The following is a 19,497-nucleotide window of genomic DNA, read 5'->3' as shown; positions in this document are numbered from 1 at the left end:
CAGCAGGAGAAGCCCCCACCGATGACTGTTCCCCTCTCGCGCGGGCACAACCCGCTGCGCGACCCCGACGATCGCCGGCTCAATCGGATCGCGGGGCCCAGCGCCCTCGTGATCTTCGGCGTCACGGGAGACCTGTCGCGCAAGAAACTCATGCCCGCGGTGTACGACCTCGCCAACCGCGGCCTGCTGCCCCCCGGGTTCGCTCTGGTCGGGTTCGCCCGACGCGACTGGGAGGACCAGGACTTCGCGCAGGTCGTGTACGACGCGGTGAAGGAGCACGCCAGGACGCCGTTCCGCGAGGAGACCTGGGCGCAGCTGTTGCAGGGCATCCGCTTCGTGTCCGGCGAGTTCGACAACCCGGACTCCTTCCGCAAGCTCAGGGAGACCGTCGAGCGTCTCGACGTGGAACGCGGCACGATGGGCAACCACGCGTTCTACCTGTCGATCCCGCCGAAGGACTTCCCGCTGGTGGCGAAGCAGCTCAAGGACTCCGGGCTCGTCGGGCAGGACGCCGACGACGACGAGCGGTGGCGGCGTGTGGTCATCGAGAAGCCGTTCGGGCACGACCTCGAGTCAGCCCGCGCGCTGAACGCGGCGCTGGAGGTCGCGTTCCCCGCCGACTCGATCTTCCGCATCGACCACTACCTCGGCAAGGAGACGGTCCAGAACATCCTGGCGCTGCGCTTCGCCAATGAGCTGTACGAGCCGATCTGGAACCGCAACTACGTGGACCACGTGCAGATCACGATGGCCGAGGACATCGGCGTCGGGGGACGCGCGGGGTACTACGACGGCATCGGGGCGGCCCGTGACGTGATCCAGAACCACCTCCTGCAGTTGCTGGCGCTCACCGCGATGGAGGAGCCGATCAGCCTGTCGGCGGAGCATCTGCGCGCCGAGAAGGAGAAGGTGCTCGCCGCCGTGCACGTGCCGGAGGACCTGTCGCTCGCGACGGCCCGCGGGCAGTACGCCGGTGGCTGGCAGGGCGGCGAGAAGGTGACCGGCTTCCTCGACGAGGAGGGCATGAACCCCGAGTCCACGACCGAGACCTACGCGGCCATCAAGCTGGAGATCGACACGCGACGCTGGGCGGGCGTGCCGTTCTACCTGCGCACCGGCAAGCGCCTCGGCCGTCGCGTGACCGAGATCGCCGTCGTGTTCAACCGGGCACCGCAGCACCTCTTCGGCCGGGGCAACGCCTCCGAGCTCGGACAGAACGCGCTCGTCATCCGCGTGCAGCCCGATGAGGGTGTCACGATCCGGTTCGGCTCGAAGGTCCCCGGCACAGGCTCGAACGTGCGCGACGTCACGATGGACTTCGGCTACGGCCACGCCTTCACGGAGGCGAGCCCGGAGGCGTACGAGCGGCTCATCCTGGACGTGCTGCTCGGAGACCCGCCGCTCTTCCCGCGGCACGAGGAGGTCGAGCTCTCCTGGAAGATCCTCGACCCGGTGGAGAAGTACTGGGCGGCCCAAGGCGGCCCGGTGGAGCAGTACGCTCCGGGATCGTGGGGCCCGGCGTCCGCCGACGACCTGCTGGCCCGCGACGGACGAGTCTGGAGACGCCCGTGATCATCGACCTTCCCGACACGACCGTCAGCCAGGTCGCGAAGCAGCTCGTCAAGGTGCGCGAGGAGGGCGGCGCGGTCGCCCTCGGACGCGTGCTGACGCTCGTCATCTCCGCGCGCAACGGAGTCGCGGAGGCCGCGATCGACGCGGCCAACGACGCCTCGCGTGAGCACCCGATGCGCGTGATCGTGCTCACGACCGGAGACGGCGAGTCCCGCCTGGACGCACAGATCCGTGTGGGCGGAGACGCCGGAGCCAGCGAGGTCGTGGTGCTGCACGCCTACGGCGACGCCGCCAGCAACGAGGAGAGCCTGATCACCGGGCTCCTGCTCCCCGACGCACCCGTCGTGGCGTGGTGGCCGGAGGAGGCTCCGGCGTCGCCGTCGTCCTCCCCGCTCGGCCGCATCGCGCAGCGCCGGATCACCGACGCCGCGACCTCGCCCGATGTGCGCGACCGGCTCGCGCTGCTCGGCCGCACGCACGCGCCCGGCGACACCGACCTCGCGTGGACGCGGCTCACGCACTGGCGCGAGCAGCTGGCCGCCGTGCTGGATCAGCCGCCGTACGAGACCATCACCGCCGTCGAGGTGCGCGGGGCCGCCGCCTCCCCCTCCACGGCTCTGCTCGCCGCGTGGCTGCAGATGGCGCTGGACGTGCCGGTGCGGTGGTCGTACGAGAGCCCGGAGGAGTGGCAGGAGGGCATCAAGTCCGTGCGTCTGACGCGTGAGTCCGGTGACATCCTGCTGGAGCGTCCCTCGCCCGGCATCGCCGTGCTCACGCAGCCGGACCAGCCCAACCACGACCTCCACCTGCCGCGGCGCACGCTGCGCGAGTGCCTCGCCGAGGAGCTGCGCAGATTGGATCCAGATCTCCTGTACGGTCGAGTCATCACGGATGGCTGGGAGAAGCTCGGTCCGCCCGAGACGGGAGAGTGACACCGATGTCGGAATCGTCCGCAGAGAAGCGGGTCGTGGTCGAGGCCACCCCGACAGCCCTCGCCCTCCGGGTCGCCGATCGTTTCCTCACCCGCGTCAAGGCGCGCACCAGGAACGGTCGCGTCGCCCACATCGCCCTCACCGGCGGTTCCATGGGCGGGGCCGTGCTCCGTGCGGTCGCCGACAACCCGCGCGCGGCGGACATCGACTGGTCGCTCGTGCACTTCTGGTGGGGCGACGAGCGCTTCGTTCCCCGCGACGACTCGGACCGCAACGCGCTCCAGTCCCGCAACGCCCTGCTCGACCACATCCCGGTGCCCGAGGAGAACATCCACGAGGCCGCGGCGTCCGACAGCGGTCTGAACCTCGACGAGGCCGCTGCCGCGTACGCGGCGGAACTCGCCCGGTTCGGCACGGACGACCACCCCTGGCCGTCCTTCGCGGTGTGCTTCCTGGGCGTCGGTCCCGACGGCCACATCGCCTCGCTGTTCCCGGATCGCGAGGAAGTGACGGTCACGGACGCCGCCGCGCTGCCGGTGCGCGATTCCCCCAAACCCCCGCCGGAGCGGATCACGCTCACGCGTCCGGTCCTGAACTCGTCCAAGCGGGTCTGGCTCGTGCTGACGGGAGCGGACAAGGCCTCCGCGCTGGGCCTCGCACTGGCGGGCGCGAGCTACACGAGCGTGCCGGCGGCCGGTGCCAAGGGGCGCAAGCGCACGGTGTACTTCGTCGACGAGGCCGCAGCGTCCGAGGTGTCGCCCGACCTCATCGATCAGACCTACTGAGCCGGTCCTCCGGCCGCGGTCGCGCGCCCGCTCGTCCTCGGGGACGGGCGGGCGTCTGCGTGCGTCGCGTCGAACCGAGGACGAGGCTACGGGGCGTCGGGGCGCGTGCGCGCCTCGGGGTCGTCGCCAGAGCGCGGCGCTTCAGCGGCGGACGTCTCCTCGACGGCAGACGCCGCGTCGCGCATCGGTGACGGCGGTGCGGCGGCTGCGGCATCGTCCGCGTGCGTCGGAGCCGAGCTGCCCCGGGTGATGCCGAGCTCCTGGCTGTCGCTGAGCACCTGCGGGTGGTAGCGCGCGAGGCCCACGACACCCCACACGGCGATGCCCCCGGCGATCGCGAAGATGATGAGCACCCACCACGGCGCGGCGGCCGCCTCGCCCAGCACGACCATGCCGATGAGCACCGCCACGAGCGGGTCGACGACCGTGAGTCCGGCGATCACGAGGTCGGGGGGTCCCGAGCTGTAGGCGGTCTGCACGAAGTACGCGCCCACGGCCGCGGCCGACACCAGGGCAAGCACGCAGACGGCGGTGATCCATTCGAACTGGCCCGCCTCGATGCGCTTGATGACGACCTTCGCGAGCGTCGCCACGAAGCCGTACAGGATGCCGGCTCCGATCACGTAGAACAGCGCGCGCATGCGGTGACGCAGGATCAGCCAGCACGCACCGAGCACGATGATGACGACGAGCAGGAGGGCGAGGATCACGAACAGTTCGCGGTCGGTGACGTCCTGCTCCGTCGCGAAGATCGCCGCGAAGAACACGAACAGGAAGATGCCGCCGACGCACGCCACGATCGCCGTGAGCGACTGCCTGGTCGGGGAATGCCCGGAGATCCGCGCGTTGAGGAGCGTCGTGATGACCAGGGCGATCGCGCCGAGCGGCTGCACGACGATCAGTGGCGCCTGCACGAGGGCTGCGAGCTGGCAGACGATCGCGAGGCCGAGCATCAGCGTGCCGATGATCCAGGACGGGCGCGTGAGCAGACCCTTGATTTGGGCGAACGTGAGCCCGGAGGTGCCGGTGGAGCCGCTCAGCCGCTCGACCTTCTCCACCCCGCGGTGCTGGTACTGCGCGCCGAGCGACATGAAGACGGCACCGGCCAGGGCGAGAGGGATGCCGAGAAGGATCCCCGGGTTCTGGAAGGCACCGACGAGCTGGTCGCCGACGTCTTCGGCCATCCCCATCCACACCCCTGCGCTCACACTACGACCCTACCCGGAGAGTCTCGCGGACTAGGGTTGTGACGTGGCCGTACTTCCGATTCGCATCATGGGCGATCCCGTCCTCCACTCCCCCGCATCCCCCGTCGAGCAGATCACCGAGGAGGTGCGCACGCTCGTCTCCGACATGTTCGAGACGATGGACGCCGCTCCCGGCGTCGGGCTGGCCGCCCCGCAGGTCGGGGTGCCGTTGCGTATCTACACGTACAACTACGTCGACGACGAGGACCGCCCCTGGCGAGGCGTGCTGATCAATCCCGTGCTGTGGATGACGCCCCCCGAGCCGGGCGCACCCGACCCCGATCTCGAGGCGGAGGGATGCCTGTCGTTCCCCGGCGAGCGGTTCCCGCTCCGCCGGTCCGATCGCGTGCGCGTGACGGCGATCGACCTCGACGGCGCGCCGGTGACACTCGAAGTGGATGGGTGGCGTGCTCGCATCATGCAGCACGAGTTCGACCACCTCGACGGAGTGCTCTACATCGATCGACTGTCGGACGCCGACTGGAAGACCACGCAGAAGATCGCCCGCAAGCGCGGATGGGGTCGCCCCGGTGTGAGCTGGCTGCCCGGGGTGGACGACCTCGAGGGCTGAACGCTTTCAGCCCACGCACAGCATCCGTCGAGTTGCGTCACAGACTTCGGGCACTATAGCGTGTTCGCGGCGGGGATATATCAGCATGCCCCGCACCACGCTTTGGAGGGGAAACATGATGAAGATGCGCACTCGTCGCGCGCTCGTGCTCGCAGCATCGATCGCGGCGGCCTCGCTCGCCCTGAGCGGCTGCAGCGCGATCAACAGCATCCTGGGCAGCGGCTCCGGTGACGCGAACCGCGACGAGGAGACCGGCCAGGTGACGGAGAGCGCCAACATCGACGTCTTCTCCGTGAAGCTCGGCGACTGCATGCTCGAGACCGGCTCGGGGATGCTCACCGACGCGAACGTCGTGCCGTGCACCGAGCCGCACGACGAAGAGGTCTTTCACGAGATCACGATGGACGACGGCGACTACTCGGAAGACGCCATCGGCGCCGCGTCCGAGGGGTGCATCGGCGACGCGTTCACCTCGTTCGTCGGTATCGGCTACCAGGAGTCGGCCCTCGACGTGACCACGCTCACGCCGAGCCAGGACTCGTGGGAGCAGGCGAACGACCGCGTGATCCAGTGCCTGATCGTCGACCCGGCCGGGCAGGTCGAGGGCTCCCTGGCCGGCGCCGCGCGCTGACGGTCAGTCCACCACCGCATCGGCGGCCGGGAGCGATCCGCTCCCGGCCGCCTTCTGCGTCGAGCCGCCTCCGGCGCGGTGACGGAGCATGCCGACAACACTGACGAGCACCGCGATCGCGAGCGAGATCGTGATCTGCCAGAGGGTGTCCGGCTGGAGGAACATCGCCAGGCACAGAGCGACGATCACCGCCACGACGACGTAGCTGAGCACCGGAAAGCCCCACATGCGCAGGGGCACCTGCACACCTCGGCGCATCGCCGCCCGCCGCAGCCGGATCTGCGACACGGCGATCACGAGCCAGACGAAGAGGGCGATCGCCCCCGACGAGTTCAGCAGGAACAGGAAGACCGTGTCGGGATAAAGGTAGTTCAGTCCGACCGTGATGAACCCCACGACCGTCGCGGCCAGCACGGCGTACCGGGGCGAGCCGTTCCGCGCCGTGCGGCCGAGCAGCGCGGGGGCGTCGCCCCGCCGAGCCAGCGAGTAGAGCATGCGGCTCGCCGTGTAGAGGCCCGAGTTCAGGCACGAGAGCACCGCCACCAGCACCACGACGTCCATGATCACCGCCGCCACCGGGATGCCGATCGCGTCGAGAACCGCGACGAACGGGCTCTTCGCGATCGAGGCGTCGTTCCAGGGCAGCAACAGCACGATCAGGGAGATCGACCCGACGTAGAAGACGATGATCCGCCACACCACGGAATTGACCGCCTTGCGGACGGCCACGGTGGGGTTGGTCGATTCCCCGGCGGCGATCGTCGCGATCTCCGAGCCGAAGTACGAGAACACCACGACGAGGATGCTCGAGAACGCGGCGAGCACGCCGTTCGGGAAGAACCCGCCGTGGGCCACGAGATTGTCGAGCCCCGGTGGGGGGAACCCGGGGAACGCGCCGAGCGCCGCCAGCACCCCGATCACGAGGAACGCGGCGATCGCGACGACCTTGACCCCGGCGAACCAGAACTCGAACTCGCCGTACGACGCGACGGACGCCAGGTTCGTGAGGGTGAGCACCACCATGAGCGCCAGAGCGAATCCCCACTGCGGGACTCCGGGCATCCACCGGTGGAGGATCAACGCGCCGGCGGTCGCCTCGACGCCGAGGACCACGATCCAGAACCACGCGTAGAGCCAGCCGATGCTGAAGCCCGCCCATCGACCGATCGCGCGGTCCGCGTACGTGGAGAAGGAGCCGCTGTCGGGGTTCATCACCGACATCTCCCCCAGCATGCGCATCACCAGCACGACGATCACCCCGGCGGTCGCATAGGCGATGATCGCGGCGGGTCCTGCGGCGTGGATCACCGCCCCCGAACCCACGAACAGCCCGGCGCCGATGACGCCCGTGATCGCGATCATGGACATGTGGCGCGACTTGAGCCCTGAGCGCAGTTCGCGGGGGTCGGATGTCGTCATCGATCTCTCCTTCGACCGCGAACGAGGTCAGCGGTGCGACGAGAGTAACATTTTACTGTGAACAGACCGATACTCTGCAGAGTGGTCTCGTCCGCAAGGACGCGCGTCTCGGGAGACGAGAAGAGCCCCCTCCGCAGAGGGGGCTCTTCTCGTTGGCTCCCCGGCTTGGACTCGAACCAAGAACCTGCCGGTTAACAGCCGGCTGCTCTGCCAATTGAGCTACCGAGGAATGTGCTCCGCTGTGCGGGCAACTCGACAAGCTTAGCAAACTCCGAAGGCCGTTCGTGACACCGACGGCCCTTCGGCGGACGCCGGGCGTGTCGCCATCAGCCGCGGGAATCGGTCTCCGCGTTGGGCACCCAGAGCAGGTCCTTCCCCACCCCTCTCGCCACCACGTGGCCGCCGCGCAGCATGAGCGTCTCGGCGTTGAGCTCGCGGATGAAATCGGCGTCGTTCGTCACCAGCAGCGCCGCCATGCCCTCCTCGGTGCGTCGCCGCGTGATCGCGTCGAACACCACCGGGCGCACCTCGAGGTCGAGGTTGGCCAGCACCTCGTCCGCGATCAGGACCCGCGGCTCGAGCACGAACGACCGGGCGATCGCGACGCGCTGCCGCATGCCCGCGCTCAACTCGTACGGGAACTTCGACGCCGTCCCCAGGGGCAGGTGCAGCTCGTCCAACAGCGTCGCGACACGGATCGACAGCGCCTTGGTGTTGACGCGGCGCTCGCGGATCAGGATCGGCTCGGCGATGACCTCGTTGACCGTGAGCCGCGGCGGCAGATCCGCGCCCGCACCCTGCGGCACGAATCCCGTGCGGTATGTGAGGATGCGGTGCTTGCGACCGGGACGGCGGATGTCGATGCCGCAGACCTGGGCGCTGCCGCCCACCACGCGCACGGAGGGGTCGGTGGACCCGGCGAGAGCGGCGACGAGCGTCGACTTCCCCGACCCCGTGGGTCCGGCGACGCAGATGAGCCCGCCGGGCGCCAGGGTGAAGGTGACCCCGTCCACCGCGCGGTTCGGTGTGCCGTGACCGATGCGGTCGATCACCAGATCGGAGCACTCGATCGCGGACGTGGAGACGGGCCTGCGGGACATGTCTTCCATCCTGCCCGCTGCACCGCGCCCCACCCCGTTACGACTCGGCCGAGAAGCGCTGACGCTCCACATCGATGTCACGGAGACGGACCCGCAGAGCCCGCCCGCCGTCGGAGTCCGCCGGGACGCGCTGCACCGCACCCAGGAGCTCCTGCTTTTCCCGCTCGAGCTGCCGCACCACCAGCCGCCGCGCGAGATCCGTCGCGGAGGCGACCGCCCCCGCCTCGTCGCGCGCCGGGAACGGCGTCATCAGCAGCTCGCCGCCGAGCGACCGGTACGGCTCCCGCACCGCATTGACCGCATCGGTCACCCACCCCGGCCTGCTGCGGTCCGGAGCTGCCGCGATCGCCTCGCGCACCGCGTCGAGCCCCGGTGTGCGGAACGGCTGCGACAGGGCACGGTCGAGCAGCACCGCGTCGATCTGGTGCCCGTACTGCAGCGCACCCATGAGGGCGTCGCGCTCCACGGCCACATCGGCGGTGCGGGGCAGGCTCGCCAGCGTGACCGCGGCCACCGCAGGGGCACCCGAGGTGGCGTCGGGGGTCGAGGTCTCGCGCCTCGGCGCACCGGTCGCCGCGCCCCGAGCCGCCCGCTCGACCTCGCCGTGCACCTCGGTCGGGTCCATGCCCAGACGGCGTGCCAGTACACGCTCGTATCCCGGGCGCAGCAGACGGTCCCGGATCTCCGCCACGATCGGCGCCGCGGCCCGGAGCGCGCCCACGCGGCCCTCCACGGTCGAGAGGTCGAAGCCGGCGAGCTTGCGGTCGATCGCGAACTCGAACATCGGCTGCTTGGCGTCCATGAGCCCGCGTACGGCCGCATCGCCGCGCTGCAGGCGGAGGTCGCACGGGTCGAGCCCGTCCGGAGCCACGGCCACGAAGGTCTGCGCGTTGAAGCGGTCGTCCTCCGTGAACGCCCGCAGCGCGGCCTTCTGACCGGCCTCGTCGCCGTCGAACGTGAACACGACCTCGCCGGAGGCGTTGTCGTCGCCCATGACACGGCGCAGGACCTTGATGTGCTCGGTGCCGAACGCCGTTCCACACGTCGCGATCGCGGTCGTGAGACCGGCGAGGTGACACGCCATCACGTCGGTGTAGCCCTCGACGACAACGACGCGCCGGGGGTCGCCGCGGGCGATGTCGCGCTTGGCGAGGTCGAGCCCGTACAGCACCTGCGCCTTCTTGTAGATCGGGGTCTCGGGCGTGTTCAGGTACTTGGGGCCCTGGTCGTCGTCGAAGAGCTTGCGCGCGCCGAAGCCGATGGTCTGTCCCGACACGTCGCGGATCGGCCACACCAGTCGCCCGCGGAACCGGTCGTACACGCCGCGCTGCCCGGTCGACACGAGTCCAGCGGCGCTGAGCTCGTCGCGCGTGAAGCCGTGCGCCGACAGCGCTTTGAGCATCCCGTCCCACCCGCGCGGCGCGAAGCCCACCCCGAAGTGCGCGGCCGCTCCGGCGTCGAAGCCCCGCTCGCCGAGGAACCGACGCGCGGCTTCGGCGTCGGGGGTCAGCAGCTGGGCGCGGAAGAACTCCGCCGCCGCGGTGTTCGCCGCGTACAGGCGGCTGCGGCCACTGGTCTCCGGGGCCGCTCCCCCGTCTTCGTAGTGCAGGGTGTAGCCGATGCGGCCCGCCAAGCGCTCGACCGCCTCCGTGAAGCTCACGTGGTCCATCGCCCGGAGGAACGAGTACACGTCGCCCGACTCCCCGCAGCCGAAGCAGTGGTAGTAGCCGACCTGCTGGCGGACGTGGAAGCTCGGGCTCTTCTCGTCGTGGAACGGGCACAGCCCCTTGAGGGATCCGACCCCCGCCGACTTCAGCGCCACGCGCTCGCCCACGATGTCGGCGATGTTCGTGCGGGCCTTCACCTCGTCGACGTCGGCCTGCCGGATCCGCGGCATCAGTGCGCCCCTTCGGCGACGGGACGCCGCGTGACGGGGGTGCGCGTGCCGGGTCTCGCGTGACGCGGGGTCCAGATGCCGACCTCCGCCGGGTCGATCTCCCCGACGAGCCGGTTGTGCCAGTCCACCGCGCTCTGGTCGGTCAGGCTCGCGATCTGATCTACCACGACCCTCGCCCGCTCCGCGTCGCTCTCGGCGGCGACGAAGTCGGCGGCGAACGCGGGCTCCAGCACGTCGGCACCGGCCGACCACAGCGCATCGGTCGACCACAGGGCGTCGGCGAGGCGCTTGAGCACCCGCCGCTGCTCCTTGTACACGCCCTTTCGTGCGTCGATCGTGACGATGGCCTGACCCATGATGCCCTTGAGCACGGCGATCTCGACCTCGATCACGCGCGGCACGATGACGTGCGCGTTGTAGCGGACCAGCGGTGCCGTGCCGTAGGCCTCGCGCGTCGCGGACACGGCCGCACGGGCGAAGCGCCCGATCAGGTCGCTGGTGAGGTTCTTCAGCCGTGCGAGCGACTGTCGCGAGCGGTCGAACGACGCGAGCCACATCGGCTGCGATGCCAGACGGTAGAGGGCGTCGGCGAGCTCGTCGCGCGTGAAGTCATAGCCCACCCACTGCTGGATGCGGCTGAGCAGTGCCTCATGGGCCGCGGGGTCGGCGAGCTGCGCCACGTCGACGTAGCCGTTGACGATCGCATCCTCGAAGTCGTGCACCGAGTAGGCGATGTCGTCGGAGAGATCCATGATCTCGGCTTCGATGCACCGCAGGCGGCCGGGCGCCCCCTCGCGCATCCAGCGGAACACCGCCTCGTCCTCCGGGTACACACCGAACTTGAGCCGGCCGCCCGGGTCGGGCACGGGGCTGTCCACCGTCCAGGGGTACTTACAGGTCGCGTCGAGGCTGGCCCTGGTCAGGTTCAAGCCGACCGAGTGCTCGTCCGCGTCGAGCACCTTGGCCTCGAGGCGCGTGAGGATGCGCAGCGACTGCGCATTGCCCTCGAAGCCGCCGATCGGCTCCGCCCACTCGTTCAGCGCCCGCTCGCCGTTGTGACCGAACGGCGGATGGCCGAGGTCGTGGCTCAGGCAGGCGGTGTCGACCACGTCGGCGGAGACGCCGAGCGCCGCGGCGAGCTCGCGACCCACCTGCGCCACCTCGAGCGAATGCGTCAGGCGGTTGCGCGCGAAGTCGGCCGTGCTCGCCGGGCTGAGCACCTGCGTCTTGGCGGCCAGACGGCGCAGCGCGGCCGAGTGGAGCACGCGGGCCCTGTCACGCGCGAAGTCGTCGCGCTCGGAGCGGTGCGTCTCGGCGAAGAAGCGCTCGGCGTCGCGCGGGTGGTAGCCGTCGGCGCGACCGCCGACCGAGGGGTCATCCGCCACTGTTCTCGATCTCCGCTCCACGCATCATCTCCGAGGCGCTGGAGGCCAGCTCGCGCGACTCCAGCCACTTCTCCGGCAGCGCCGTCTTCTTCGGGTGACCGGCGCGCCCGCGCTGCCCCTCGGCGTCGGCTCCAGGGTACGGTGCCGACCGGTCGAGGCGACCCAGCAGCTCGTCGATCTCGGCGAGGCTCGACGCCGTCGCCAGGCCCGTGCGGATGTCGCCGCCGACGGGGTAGCCCTTGAAGTACCACGACACGTGCTTGCGCACGTCGCGGCACCCGCGGTCCTCGTCCTCGAAGAACTCCACCAGCAGTTCGGCATGACGGCGGAACGCATCCGACACGAAGCCGAGAGTGGCGTCGACCGTCTTGCCCTTGCCACCGAACGCGTTGGCCAGCTCGCCGAACAGCCACGGCCGCCCGAGGCAGCCGCGACCGACCACCACACCGTCGCAGTCGGTCTCGGCCATCATGCGCACGGCGTCGTCGGCCGACCAGATGTCACCGTTGCCGAGCACCGGGATGCTCGTGACGGCCTGCTTGAGCTCGCCGATCGCGTTCCAGTCCGCGTGGCCGGAGTAGAACTCGCTCGCGGTGCGGGCGTGCAGCGCCACCGCGGCCGCGCCGGCGTCCTCCGCCGCGCGCCCGGCGTCGAGGAACGTGAGGTGATCGCGGTCGATGCCCTTGCGCATCTTGACCGTGAGCGGGATGTCGCCGGCGGCCTTCACGGCCTGATCCACGATGTCGGCGAACAGCTTCGACTTCCAGGGCAGAGCCGCCCCGCCGCCCTTGCGCGTGACCTTGGGCACCGGGCAGCCGAAGTTCAGGTCGATGTGGTCGGCGTGGTCCTCCGCCACGATGATGCGCACGGCTTCCGCGATCGTCTTCGGATCGACGCCGTAGAGCTGGATGGACCGCGGCGTCTCGGACTCGTGATGACGGATCAGCCGCATCGTGGTCTCGTTGCGCTCGACCAGCGCGCGCGACGTGATCATCTCGCTCACGTACAGCCCCGCGCCGTACTCCCGGCACAGTCGCCGGAAGGCCGTGTTGGTGATGCCCGCCATGGGTGCGAGCACGACCGGCACGTCGAGGTCGATCGGGCCGATGCGGAGGGGGCGGGCGGGGGCGGTGGCGACAGTCATGGCACGTCCATTCTCCCAGACCCGGAGCCCCTGCGGATGCGGCGACCTAAGCTGTGCATATGACCGATTCCGCGCTCCGTTCGATCCCGTTCACCGACGCTCAGGGTCAGGAGAAGACCCTCGACGATCTCGGTGCCGACGTGGTGATGGTGGTGAACGTGGCGTCCAAGTGCGGGCTCACCCCGCAGTACGAGCAGCTGGAGGAGCTGCAGCGCCGTTTCGGCGACCGCGGCTTCACGGTCGTCGGCTTCCCGTGCAACCAGTTCTTCGGTCAGGAGCCGGGCTCGGTCGACGAGATCCTCGAGTTCTGCTCCACCACGTACGGCGTGACCTTCCCGGTCAACGACAAGGTCAAGGTCAACGGCAGGAACGCGTCCGAGCTGTACAAGGCGCTCAAGGAGACCCCTGACGCGGGCGGCAAGGCCGGACGGGTGGAGTGGAACTTCGAGAAGTTCCTGGTGCTGCCCGACGGAGAGGTGCTGCGCTTCCGCCCGAAGCAGAAGCCGGACTCCCCCGAGATCGTCGAGGCGATCGAGGCCGCACTCTCCCGCTGACCCGGGGCCGCGCTCGTTCACCCCCGCGTCACCCGGAACGGGCTGCTCGCGGCCCTCGAACGGCCGCGGTGTTCACGCGCTCGTCAGACCCTCGCCATCCGGCGCCCCTAGTCTCCCCTGCGGCCACACCCGCCACAGATGAAGGAGACACCGCATGCCCGACCGACTGCCGATCAGCCGGCGAACCGTCCTCACCGCCGGAGCGCTCGGCGCCCTCGGCTCCGCCCTGCCCATCGGCACCACCGCCGCAGCCGCCGACACGACCGTGGTCGCCTCGACAGCGAAAGCCGCGCGTGGACTGCGGTTCCGCGCCGACGGGACCTTCACGGTCGTGCAGTTCAACGACACGCAGGACGACGAGCAGACCGACCGCCGCACCGTCGAGCTGATCGAGAAGGTGCTCGACCAGGAGCAGCCCGACCTCGTGGTGATCAACGGCGACGTGATCACGGGCGGATGCGAGACCCGTCTCGCCGTGAAGCAGGCGATCAACAACGTCGTGTGGCCGATGGAGTCCCGCGGCATCCCGTGGGCGGTGACCTACGGCAACCACGACGAGGACTCGCTCCCGCAGTCGGGCGTGGACGAGGCGGGGATGCTGAAGATCTACCGCTCGTACGAGTACAACGTGAACGCGGAGAGCACGCGCGGCGTGACCGGCACCAGCAACACGCTGCTGACCATCGGCTCGTCGGCGAAGAAGAACCGGGAGGCGTTCGCGCTCTGGCTGCTGGACTCCGGCCGCTACGCCCCGGACGCCCTCGCCGGACAGGACTTCGCCGGCTACCCGACCTGGGACTGGGTGCGCATGGACCAGGTCGCCTGGTATCGCGAGCAGTCGCAGCGGCTCGAGCAGCGCGCCGGCCGCAAGGTCCCCGCCCTCATGTTCCTCCACATCGCGCTCTGGGAGCACCGGTTCATGTGGTGGGGCGGCGTGGACACCCGCACGGAGGCCGACGCCGCCCGCGGCCGCGCGCGCCACGGCATCGTCGGAGAGCGCAACGAGGACGAGTGCCCCGGGCCCTTCAACTCGGGCATGTTCAACGCGATCGTCGAGCGCGGCGACGTGAAGGGCGTGTTCGTCGGCCACGACCACGTCAACGACTACATGGGCGACTACTACGGCGTGCTGCTCGGCTACGCGCCGGGAACCGGCTTCGGCGCGTACGGCCTCGACGGAGCGGAGCGCAACCGCCTCCGCGGCGGGCGTGTGTTCGAGCTGACCGAGAGCGGCGATCAGGTGCGCATCGCCTCGCGGGTCGTCTATGCGAAGGACCTCGGCATCGATCTCACCGCCGACGACCAGCCTATGGAACCCCTGCCGCTGGCACCTCGCCAGCAGCGCGTCTGACGCGAACGAGAGAACGGCGGGGGCCCGCGATCGGGTCCCCGCCGTTCTGATGCTCTCGGCCGGCGGCGGTCAGGCCTCGACGGCCTCGCCGCGCTGCGCCCACAGGTCGCGGAGCACGTTCTCGAACGCTGCCGGCGGCTGCGCACCGCTGATGCCGTACTGGCCGTCGACCACGAAGAACGGCACGCCCTGGATGCCGTACGCCCGGGCCTGCGCCTGATCCTGACGCACGTCGGGCAGATACTGCTCGCTCTCGAGCGCGGCGCGGGCCTTGTCGGCGTCGAGGCCGACCTCGGCCGCCAGCGCCACCAGATCGTCGATGCGACCCACGTGCTTGCCCTCGGTGAAGTACGCGGACATCAGCCGCTCCTCCATCTCGTGCTGAAGCCCCTCAGCCTTCGCGAAGTGCAGCAGCTCGTGCGCCTTCACGGTGTTGGTGTGCTGCAGCAGGTCGAAGCGGTACTCGAGCCCCGCGTCCGCGGCCACGCCGGTGACGTGCGACAGCATCTGCTCGACCTGCTCACGCGGCATGCCCTTGTGCCCGGCGAGGAAGTCGACCTCGTCGCCGTGGAAGTCGACCGGTGTGTCGGGCGAGAGCTCGAACGAGTGGAACGTGACGGTGACCCGGGGGGCGTCCTCGTCGGCGGAGACCGCCTCCAGACCCTTCTCGAGATTGCGCTTGCCGATGTAGCACCACGGGCAGGCGATGTCGGACCAGATGTCGATGGAGATGGGTTCAGTCACACCTTCATCCAACCGCATGCACTCCCGGGGTATTCCGTGCTCGGTAGGATGCTCGGATGCTCTCCGCCGACGACCCGCTCCCTCATCGGCCGGAGCGCGTGCTCGTCGCGGGCGTCACGGGCTCGGGCAAGACCACCCTCGCGCGTCGCCTCGGCGAGCTGTGGGGGCTCCGCCACGTCGAGATCGACGCGCTGTTCCACGGGCCGGGCTGGACTCCGCGCCCGGAGTTCCTCGACGACGTGCGCGCCTTCGCGGCGGAGGACCGCTGGGTGACCGAGTGGCAGTACACGAGCAAGGGCACCGACGCGTTCCTGACGCCGCGCGCCCAGCTCGCGGTCTGGCTCGACTACCCGTACCCGGTGGTGCGGGGCCGGCTGCTGCGGCGGACGCTGGCCCGCGGCATTCTGCGGAAGGAACTCTGGAACGGAAACCGCGAGAAGGGGCCGTGGAACCTGCTCAACCGCGACCCCGAGCAGAACATCCTCGCGTGGCAGACGAAGACGCTGCACACCTGGAGCGAGCGGATGCCGGGCTACGTCGAGCGCTTCCCGCACCTCACCGTCGTGCGGCTGACGCACCCGCGCGAGACGGAGCGCTGGCTGCGTGCTCAGGCCGAGGCGTCGGGGGTGTCGATCGCTCCGCCGAAGCGCCGGTCGCGCGACAGGTAGACGCCGATCGCGCGCCACAGCTCCTCGCGCGAGAAGTCGGGCCACAGCGTGTCGAGGAACACCATCTCGGCGTAGGCCGACTCCCACAGCAGGAAGTTCGACGTGCGCTGCTCGCCCGAGCTGCGCAGGAACAGGTCGACATCGGGCATGTCGGGCACGTAGAGGTGACGCCGGACGGTCTTCTCGGTGATCGCGTTCGGCTTGAGGCGCCCCGCCGCGACATCGGCGGCGATCGCCCGCATCGCGTCGACCAGCTCCACGCGGCCGCCGTAGTTCACGCACATCGTGAGCGTGAGCACGTCGTTGCCGCGGGTGAGCTGCTCGGCGTACTGCAGCTCCTTGATGACGCTGCCCCACAGGCGCGGCTTGCGCCCGGCCCACCGCACCCGCACGCCCCACTCGTTGAGCTGGTCGCGGCGGCGGTGCAGCACGTCGCGGTTGTAGCCCATCAGGAAGCGCACCTCCTCGGGCGACCGGGCCCAGTTCTCGGTGGAGAAGGCGTAGACCGAGAGGTGTTTCACCCCGGCCTGGATCGCGCCGGCGACCACGTCGAGCAGCACCTCCTCCCCCGCCTTGTGCCCCTCGATGCGGCTGAGGCCACGGCGGTTCGCCCAGCGGCCGTTGCCGTCCATCACGATCGCGACGTGCTCGGGCACCGCGGGGAACGGCGGCGGATACACCCCGGTCCAGTCGAGCGGCCGGTAGGCGACGGCGTCCTTGTGCGTGTAGGGCTTCGGGCTCACCGTGCTCCTTCTCCCGGGGTGGTGGTGACGTGCGCGAGAGAGCGGATGCCGCGCTCCAGGTGCCACTGGGCATAGGCCGCCACCAGGCCGGAGGCGGCAGCGGTGTCGGCGTGCGGGGCGGCGTCGATGAGCTCCCAGTCGCCGCGGATGAGCGCGCGCAGCAGTGCCAGGGTCTTCTCGGCGATGCGCGGACTGCCCGCGGGGGCGTCGGCGTGGCACACGAGCCCGCCCAGCTGTGCGACGAACACGGTGTGCGGACCCGGGGCACCGCAGCGGGCGCAGTCGTCGAGCGACGGCGCCCACCCCGACAGCGACATCACGCGCAGGAGGTAGGAGTCGAGGATGCTGCGTGGCACGTGCTCTCCGCGCGAGAGCGCACGCAGTCCGCCGACCAGCAGCAGGTACTGCTCCGGGGTGGCCTCCGCGTCGCTCAGCCGGTCGGCGGTCTCGACCATCGCGTTGGCCGCGGTGAAGCGGTCGTAGTGCGCCGCGATGTCGGTGCCGTACGCGCCGAGCGACTCCGCCTGCTGCACGATGTCGAGCGAGCGCCCCTCGTACAGCTGGACATCGGCGACCATGAACGGTTCGAGCCGCGAGCCGAACTTCGACGACGTGCGCCGCACGCCCTTCGCGACCGCCCGCACCTTGCCGTGCCGGCGCGACAGCATCGTGACGATGCGATCCGCCTCGCCCAGCTTGTGGGTGCGCAGGATCACCGCTTCGTCTCGGTAGGTGGGCACCTTCCGATTATCCTCCGTGCGGGACAATGGACGGGTGACCGAACCGCTCTTCACCATTCCGCTGTGGGCGGACCTCCTCGGCGTCGGGCTCGGCGGGGTGCAGGGTGCCATGTTCGCCGCCGGATTCCAGGGGCAGCGGCGGCTCGACTGGCTCGGCGTCGCGATCATCGGGATCATGATCGGCATGGGCGGCGGTCTCATCCGCGACATCTTGCTCGGGCAGACGCCCGCGACCCTGCAGAACCAGTGGTACCTGGTGACCGCTGCCGGTGCCGCGCTCCTCGGCATGCTGCTCGCGGGACTGTTCACCCGCCTCAACACCGCGATCGTGGTGCTCGACGCCGTGGTGATCGGCATGTTCGGGGCCTTCGGCACGAGCAAGGCCCTCGCGTTCGGCATCCCCGAGGTGCCCGCCGTGTTCATCGGCGTCTGCGCCGCGGTCGGCGGGAGCGTGCTGCGCGACATGCTGATGGGCCTGCCGACGGCGATCATGCACGTCGGCTCGCTGTACGCGGTCGCGGCTGCGGCAGGATGCACGTTCATCGTGATCGCGAACGCGGTCGGCATGCCGATCACGCTGGCCGCGATCGTCGGCATCGTCGTGACGGCGGTCATCCGGATCCTGGCGGTCACGTTCGACGTGTCCCTGCCGGAGCAGCGTCGCCTCTACCGCCGCAAGGTCGCCGCGGAGACCGGGGCCATCGCGATCGTCAAGCCGAAGGACTGATCAGGGCGCCGCGTCTCGGGTCTCGATCAGACCGGCGAGCCCGTCGATGACGCGCGCGAGCCCGAACTCCCAGGCCGCGTCCGCATCGGACGGGCCGCCCATGGCCTCGCCAGCGGCCCGGCCCACGGCCTGCGCCAGGGGGTAGTCGTCGCCGAGATAGCCCGCGAGCCGCGGAGCGGCGTCCGCCCAGATCGGCGCGAAGTCCTCCGCTTCCGCGGCGTCACGCAGGCGTGCGGCCGCGGACCGCGTGAACTCCCGCACGAACGTGAGGGCCGCGTCGCGCTCCACGTCGTCGAGGCCGAGCCCGTCGAAGGCGCGGAGCTCGCGGTCGTACGTCGCGATGGTGCCGGGGCCGAGAGCGGTGCGGGGGTCGTGCACGTCGAGCAGCCAGGGGTGCGCGCGGTAGAGGGCGAGGTTGTGCGCGGCGACGAGGCGGACGCGGGCTCGCCACCCGTCAGCATCGCCCGACGGTGCGCGCTGTCCGTGGACCGCGTCGGCCATCAGCACGAGCAGATCCGCCCGGCTGTTGACGTGCGTGTAGATCGACATCGGGGTGAGGCCCAATGCCTGGGCCAGAGCGCGGATGGTGACCGCGGCGAGGCCGTCGGCATCGGCCAGGTCGATCGCGCGCGTCACGACGTCGTCGGTGGAGTGGCGGGCTCGCGGTCCACGGCGCGACGAGGTCTCAGCGGCACTGTCACGCCACAGCAGATCGACCAGATTCTTCGCCATTGGGAATAGCCTAGCCGTCGGCGCACTTAATCCTGTACGTTGTACGTTGTTTAGAACAGGAGACCCATGAACATCACCCAGACCGCCCTCTCGCTCAACGTGCCAGACATCGCCGCCTCCGCAGCCTTCGCCACCACCCACTTCGGATTCACGGAGGCCATGTCCGCCGAGGGCTTCGTGTCGCTCGAGCACCCGGGTTCCCCGCCGAACCTGATCTCCTGCAGACCGGGCTCCCCACGTTCCGCCCGGAGGAGATCGCCGGATCGGCAGGCCAGGGCACGCTGCTGGTGTTCGTCGTGGACGACCTCGACGCCGCCTTCGCCCGCATCGCCGCCGCCGGCGCCCGCGTCGTCACACCGCCGGAGACCGAGCCGTGGGGCGAGCGCTACTGCCAGTTCGCCGACCCCAACGGCCTCATCTGGCAGCTGGTGCAGTGGGTCTGACCACCCGCCGGAGCACGCGGAAGCGGGGGGGGGGTTGGGGGCCGGAGGGTTTCGGTGTTTGGGATTCGAACTACCCTATATTCCTTCTGTTTTGTTTGAGGGTGACGGTTCC

Annotated in this window: 20 protein-coding genes and 1 tRNA gene; 10 read left to right on the top strand and 11 right to left on the bottom strand. The window is 70.1% G+C overall.

Annotation, left to right across the window (positions count from 1 at the left end; genetic code table 11):
• Nucleotides 1-21 precede the first annotated feature (21 nt).
• Genes zwf through pgl form a run of 3 tightly spaced genes read left to right on the top strand, consistent with a single transcriptional unit; the run spans nt 22 to nt 3,289 of the window.
• Nucleotides 22-1,572 carry a glucose-6-phosphate dehydrogenase gene (gene zwf, locus ACWGQ1_RS04980; RefSeq protein WP_136030150.1) on the top strand — a complete coding sequence of 517 codons (1,551 nt, stop codon included), beginning with the start codon at nt 22-24 and terminating at the stop codon, nt 1,570-1,572.
• The gene (locus ACWGQ1_RS04975) at nt 1,569-2,504 is read left to right on the top strand and encodes a glucose-6-phosphate dehydrogenase assembly protein OpcA (RefSeq protein ID WP_136030148.1); all 936 of its coding nucleotides are present in this window, start codon (nt 1,569-1,571) and stop codon (nt 2,502-2,504) included. The genes zwf and ACWGQ1_RS04975 overlap by 4 nt, the downstream gene beginning before the upstream one ends.
• 5 nt (nt 2,505-2,509) lie before the next feature.
• On the top strand, nt 2,510-3,289 hold the full coding sequence (pgl, locus tag ACWGQ1_RS04970; RefSeq protein WP_168387194.1) for a 6-phosphogluconolactonase: 780 nt from the start codon (nt 2,510-2,512) through the stop codon (nt 3,287-3,289).
• An 86-nt stretch (nt 3,290-3,375) separates the two neighbouring features.
• On the opposite strand, the gene ACWGQ1_RS04965 is transcribed toward pgl, so the two are convergent.
• A complete protein-coding gene (locus ACWGQ1_RS04965; RefSeq protein ID WP_308194377.1) occupies nt 3,376-4,479 on the bottom strand; it encodes a DMT family transporter in 1,104 nt (367 codons plus the stop codon).
• A 61-nt stretch (nt 4,480-4,540) separates the two neighbouring features.
• Here ACWGQ1_RS04965 and def point away from each other — a divergent pair, with 61 nt between their 5' ends.
• Together def and ACWGQ1_RS04955 are read left to right on the top strand one after the other, a co-directional pair.
• A complete protein-coding gene (gene def, locus ACWGQ1_RS04960) occupies nt 4,541-5,107 on the top strand; it encodes a peptide deformylase (protein WP_136036925.1) in 567 nt (188 codons plus the stop codon).
• Nucleotides 5,108-5,222: 115 nt separating this feature from the next.
• The gene (locus tag ACWGQ1_RS04955) at nt 5,223-5,738 is read left to right on the top strand and encodes a hypothetical protein (protein ID WP_452312470.1); all 516 of its coding nucleotides are present in this window, start codon (nt 5,223-5,225) and stop codon (nt 5,736-5,738) included.
• Between the two features lie 3 nt (nt 5,739-5,741).
• Here the strand turns inward: ACWGQ1_RS04955 and ACWGQ1_RS04950 are convergent, their stop codons facing one another.
• The 6 genes from ACWGQ1_RS04950 to dusB all read right to left on the bottom strand — a co-directional run bounded on the left by ACWGQ1_RS04950 (nt 5,742) and on the right by dusB (nt 12,683).
• Nucleotides 5,742-7,157, bottom strand: a complete 1,416-nt coding sequence (locus ACWGQ1_RS04950) for an amino acid permease (protein WP_452312469.1) — start codon at nt 7,155-7,157, stop codon at nt 5,742-5,744.
• Between the two features lie 153 nt (nt 7,158-7,310).
• A tRNA-Asn gene (locus tag ACWGQ1_RS04945) sits at nt 7,311-7,386 on the bottom strand.
• 97 nt (nt 7,387-7,483) lie between these two features.
• Nucleotides 7,484-8,257 carry an ATP-binding cassette domain-containing protein gene (locus tag ACWGQ1_RS04940; protein ID WP_136030137.1) on the bottom strand — a complete coding sequence of 258 codons (774 nt, stop codon included), beginning with the start codon at nt 8,255-8,257 and terminating at the stop codon, nt 7,484-7,486.
• Between the two features lie 37 nt (nt 8,258-8,294).
• Complete coding sequence (gene dnaG, locus ACWGQ1_RS04935; RefSeq protein WP_452312468.1) at nt 8,295-10,154, bottom strand: DNA primase; 1,860 nt, start codon at nt 10,152-10,154, stop codon at nt 8,295-8,297.
• Complete coding sequence (locus ACWGQ1_RS04930; RefSeq protein ID WP_136030133.1) at nt 10,154-11,539, bottom strand: deoxyguanosinetriphosphate triphosphohydrolase; 1,386 nt, start codon at nt 11,537-11,539, stop codon at nt 10,154-10,156. Before ACWGQ1_RS04930 ends, dnaG begins: the two co-directional genes overlap by 1 nt.
• Nucleotides 11,529-12,683, bottom strand: coding sequence for a tRNA dihydrouridine synthase DusB (gene dusB / locus ACWGQ1_RS04925; protein WP_452312467.1), 1,155 nt, complete (start codon nt 12,681-12,683; stop codon nt 11,529-11,531). Before dusB ends, ACWGQ1_RS04930 begins: the two co-directional genes overlap by 11 nt.
• A 59-nt stretch (nt 12,684-12,742) precedes the next feature.
• Here dusB and ACWGQ1_RS04920 point away from each other — a divergent pair, with 59 nt between their 5' ends.
• Together ACWGQ1_RS04920 and ACWGQ1_RS04915 are read left to right on the top strand one after the other, a co-directional pair.
• Complete coding sequence (locus ACWGQ1_RS04920; RefSeq protein ID WP_136030129.1) at nt 12,743-13,237, top strand: glutathione peroxidase; 495 nt, start codon at nt 12,743-12,745, stop codon at nt 13,235-13,237.
• 154 nt (nt 13,238-13,391) lie between these two features.
• Nucleotides 13,392-14,588: a metallophosphoesterase gene (locus ACWGQ1_RS04915; protein ID WP_452312466.1), complete on the top strand. Its 1,197-nt coding sequence runs from the start codon at nt 13,392-13,394 to the stop codon at nt 14,586-14,588.
• A 69-nt stretch (nt 14,589-14,657) separates the two neighbouring features.
• Here ACWGQ1_RS04915 and ACWGQ1_RS04910 read toward each other — a convergent pair whose 3' ends face one another.
• Nucleotides 14,658-15,332 (bottom strand): DsbA family oxidoreductase, encoded by a 675-nt coding sequence (locus ACWGQ1_RS04910; RefSeq protein WP_136036919.1) that lies wholly within the window; start codon nt 15,330-15,332, stop codon nt 14,658-14,660.
• 56 nt (nt 15,333-15,388) lie between these two features.
• On the opposite strand from ACWGQ1_RS04910, the gene ACWGQ1_RS04905 reads away from it, so the two are divergent.
• Entirely contained in the window at nt 15,389-16,000 is a 612-nt protein-coding gene (locus ACWGQ1_RS04905) for a P-loop NTPase family protein (RefSeq protein WP_247981784.1), read from the top strand.
• Here the strand turns inward: ACWGQ1_RS04905 and ACWGQ1_RS04900 are convergent.
• Both ACWGQ1_RS04900 and recO read right to left on the bottom strand, forming a co-directional pair.
• On the bottom strand, nt 15,940-16,743 hold the full coding sequence (locus tag ACWGQ1_RS04900) for an isoprenyl transferase (protein WP_136030123.1): 804 nt from the start codon (nt 16,741-16,743) through the stop codon (nt 15,940-15,942). The two genes, ACWGQ1_RS04905 and ACWGQ1_RS04900, sit on opposite strands and share 61 nt — an antisense overlap.
• Nucleotides 16,740-17,483 (bottom strand): DNA repair protein RecO, encoded by a 744-nt coding sequence (gene recO, locus ACWGQ1_RS04895; RefSeq protein ID WP_136030121.1) that lies wholly within the window; start codon nt 17,481-17,483, stop codon nt 16,740-16,742. The genes ACWGQ1_RS04900 and recO overlap by 4 nt, the downstream gene beginning before the upstream one ends.
• Nucleotides 17,484-17,517: 34 nt before the next feature.
• Here recO and ACWGQ1_RS04890 point away from each other — a divergent pair, with 34 nt between their 5' ends.
• Nucleotides 17,518-18,210 (top strand): trimeric intracellular cation channel family protein, encoded by a 693-nt coding sequence (locus ACWGQ1_RS04890; protein WP_136030119.1) that lies wholly within the window; start codon nt 17,518-17,520, stop codon nt 18,208-18,210.
• Here the strand turns inward: ACWGQ1_RS04890 and ACWGQ1_RS04885 are convergent, their stop codons facing one another.
• Nucleotides 18,211-18,942 carry a TetR/AcrR family transcriptional regulator gene (locus ACWGQ1_RS04885; protein WP_136044868.1) on the bottom strand — a complete coding sequence of 244 codons (732 nt, stop codon included), beginning with the start codon at nt 18,940-18,942 and terminating at the stop codon, nt 18,211-18,213.
• A gap of 287 nt (nt 18,943-19,229) precedes the next feature.
• On the opposite strand from ACWGQ1_RS04885, the gene ACWGQ1_RS04880 reads away from it, so the two are divergent.
• Nucleotides 19,230-19,385 carry a VOC family protein gene (locus tag ACWGQ1_RS04880; protein WP_452312465.1) on the top strand — a complete coding sequence of 52 codons (156 nt, stop codon included), beginning with the start codon at nt 19,230-19,232 and terminating at the stop codon, nt 19,383-19,385.
• The last annotated feature ends 112 nt before the right edge of the window (nt 19,386-19,497 follow it).

The organism is Microbacterium sp. NPDC055599, from assembly GCF_053618975.1.
This window is presented reverse-complemented; position numbering and strand designations above follow the sequence as displayed.

Coding starts and splice junctions, on each gene's coding strand:
- ACWGQ1_RS04950 (WP_452312469.1), bottom strand. CDS start 7,157: ATGACGACATCCGACCCCCGCGAACTGCGCTCAGGGCTCAAGTCGCGC.
- dusB (WP_452312467.1), bottom strand. CDS start 12,683: ATGACTGTCGCCACCGCCCCCGCCCGCCCCCTCCGCATCGGCCCGATC.
- ACWGQ1_RS04885 (WP_136044868.1), bottom strand. CDS start 18,942: ATGGCGAAGAATCTGGTCGATCTGCTGTGGCGTGACAGTGCCGCTGAG.
- ACWGQ1_RS04955 (WP_452312470.1), top strand. CDS start 5,223: ATGATGAAGATGCGCACTCGTCGCGCGCTCGTGCTCGCAGCATCGATC.
- ACWGQ1_RS04940 (WP_136030137.1), bottom strand. CDS start 8,257: ATGTCCCGCAGGCCCGTCTCCACGTCCGCGATCGAGTGCTCCGATCTG.
- pgl (WP_168387194.1), top strand. CDS start 2,510: ATGTCGGAATCGTCCGCAGAGAAGCGGGTCGTGGTCGAGGCCACCCCG.
- ACWGQ1_RS04965 (WP_308194377.1), bottom strand. CDS start 4,479: ATGGGGATGGCCGAAGACGTCGGCGACCAGCTCGTCGGTGCCTTCCAG.
- ACWGQ1_RS04905 (WP_247981784.1), top strand. CDS start 15,389: ATGCTCTCCGCCGACGACCCGCTCCCTCATCGGCCGGAGCGCGTGCTC.
- zwf (WP_136030150.1), top strand. CDS start 22: ATGACTGTTCCCCTCTCGCGCGGGCACAACCCGCTGCGCGACCCCGAC.
- ACWGQ1_RS04920 (WP_136030129.1), top strand. CDS start 12,743: ATGACCGATTCCGCGCTCCGTTCGATCCCGTTCACCGACGCTCAGGGT.
- dnaG (WP_452312468.1), bottom strand. CDS start 10,154: ATGCCGCGGATCCGGCAGGCCGACGTCGACGAGGTGAAGGCCCGCACG.
- ACWGQ1_RS04915 (WP_452312466.1), top strand. CDS start 13,392: ATGCCCGACCGACTGCCGATCAGCCGGCGAACCGTCCTCACCGCCGGA.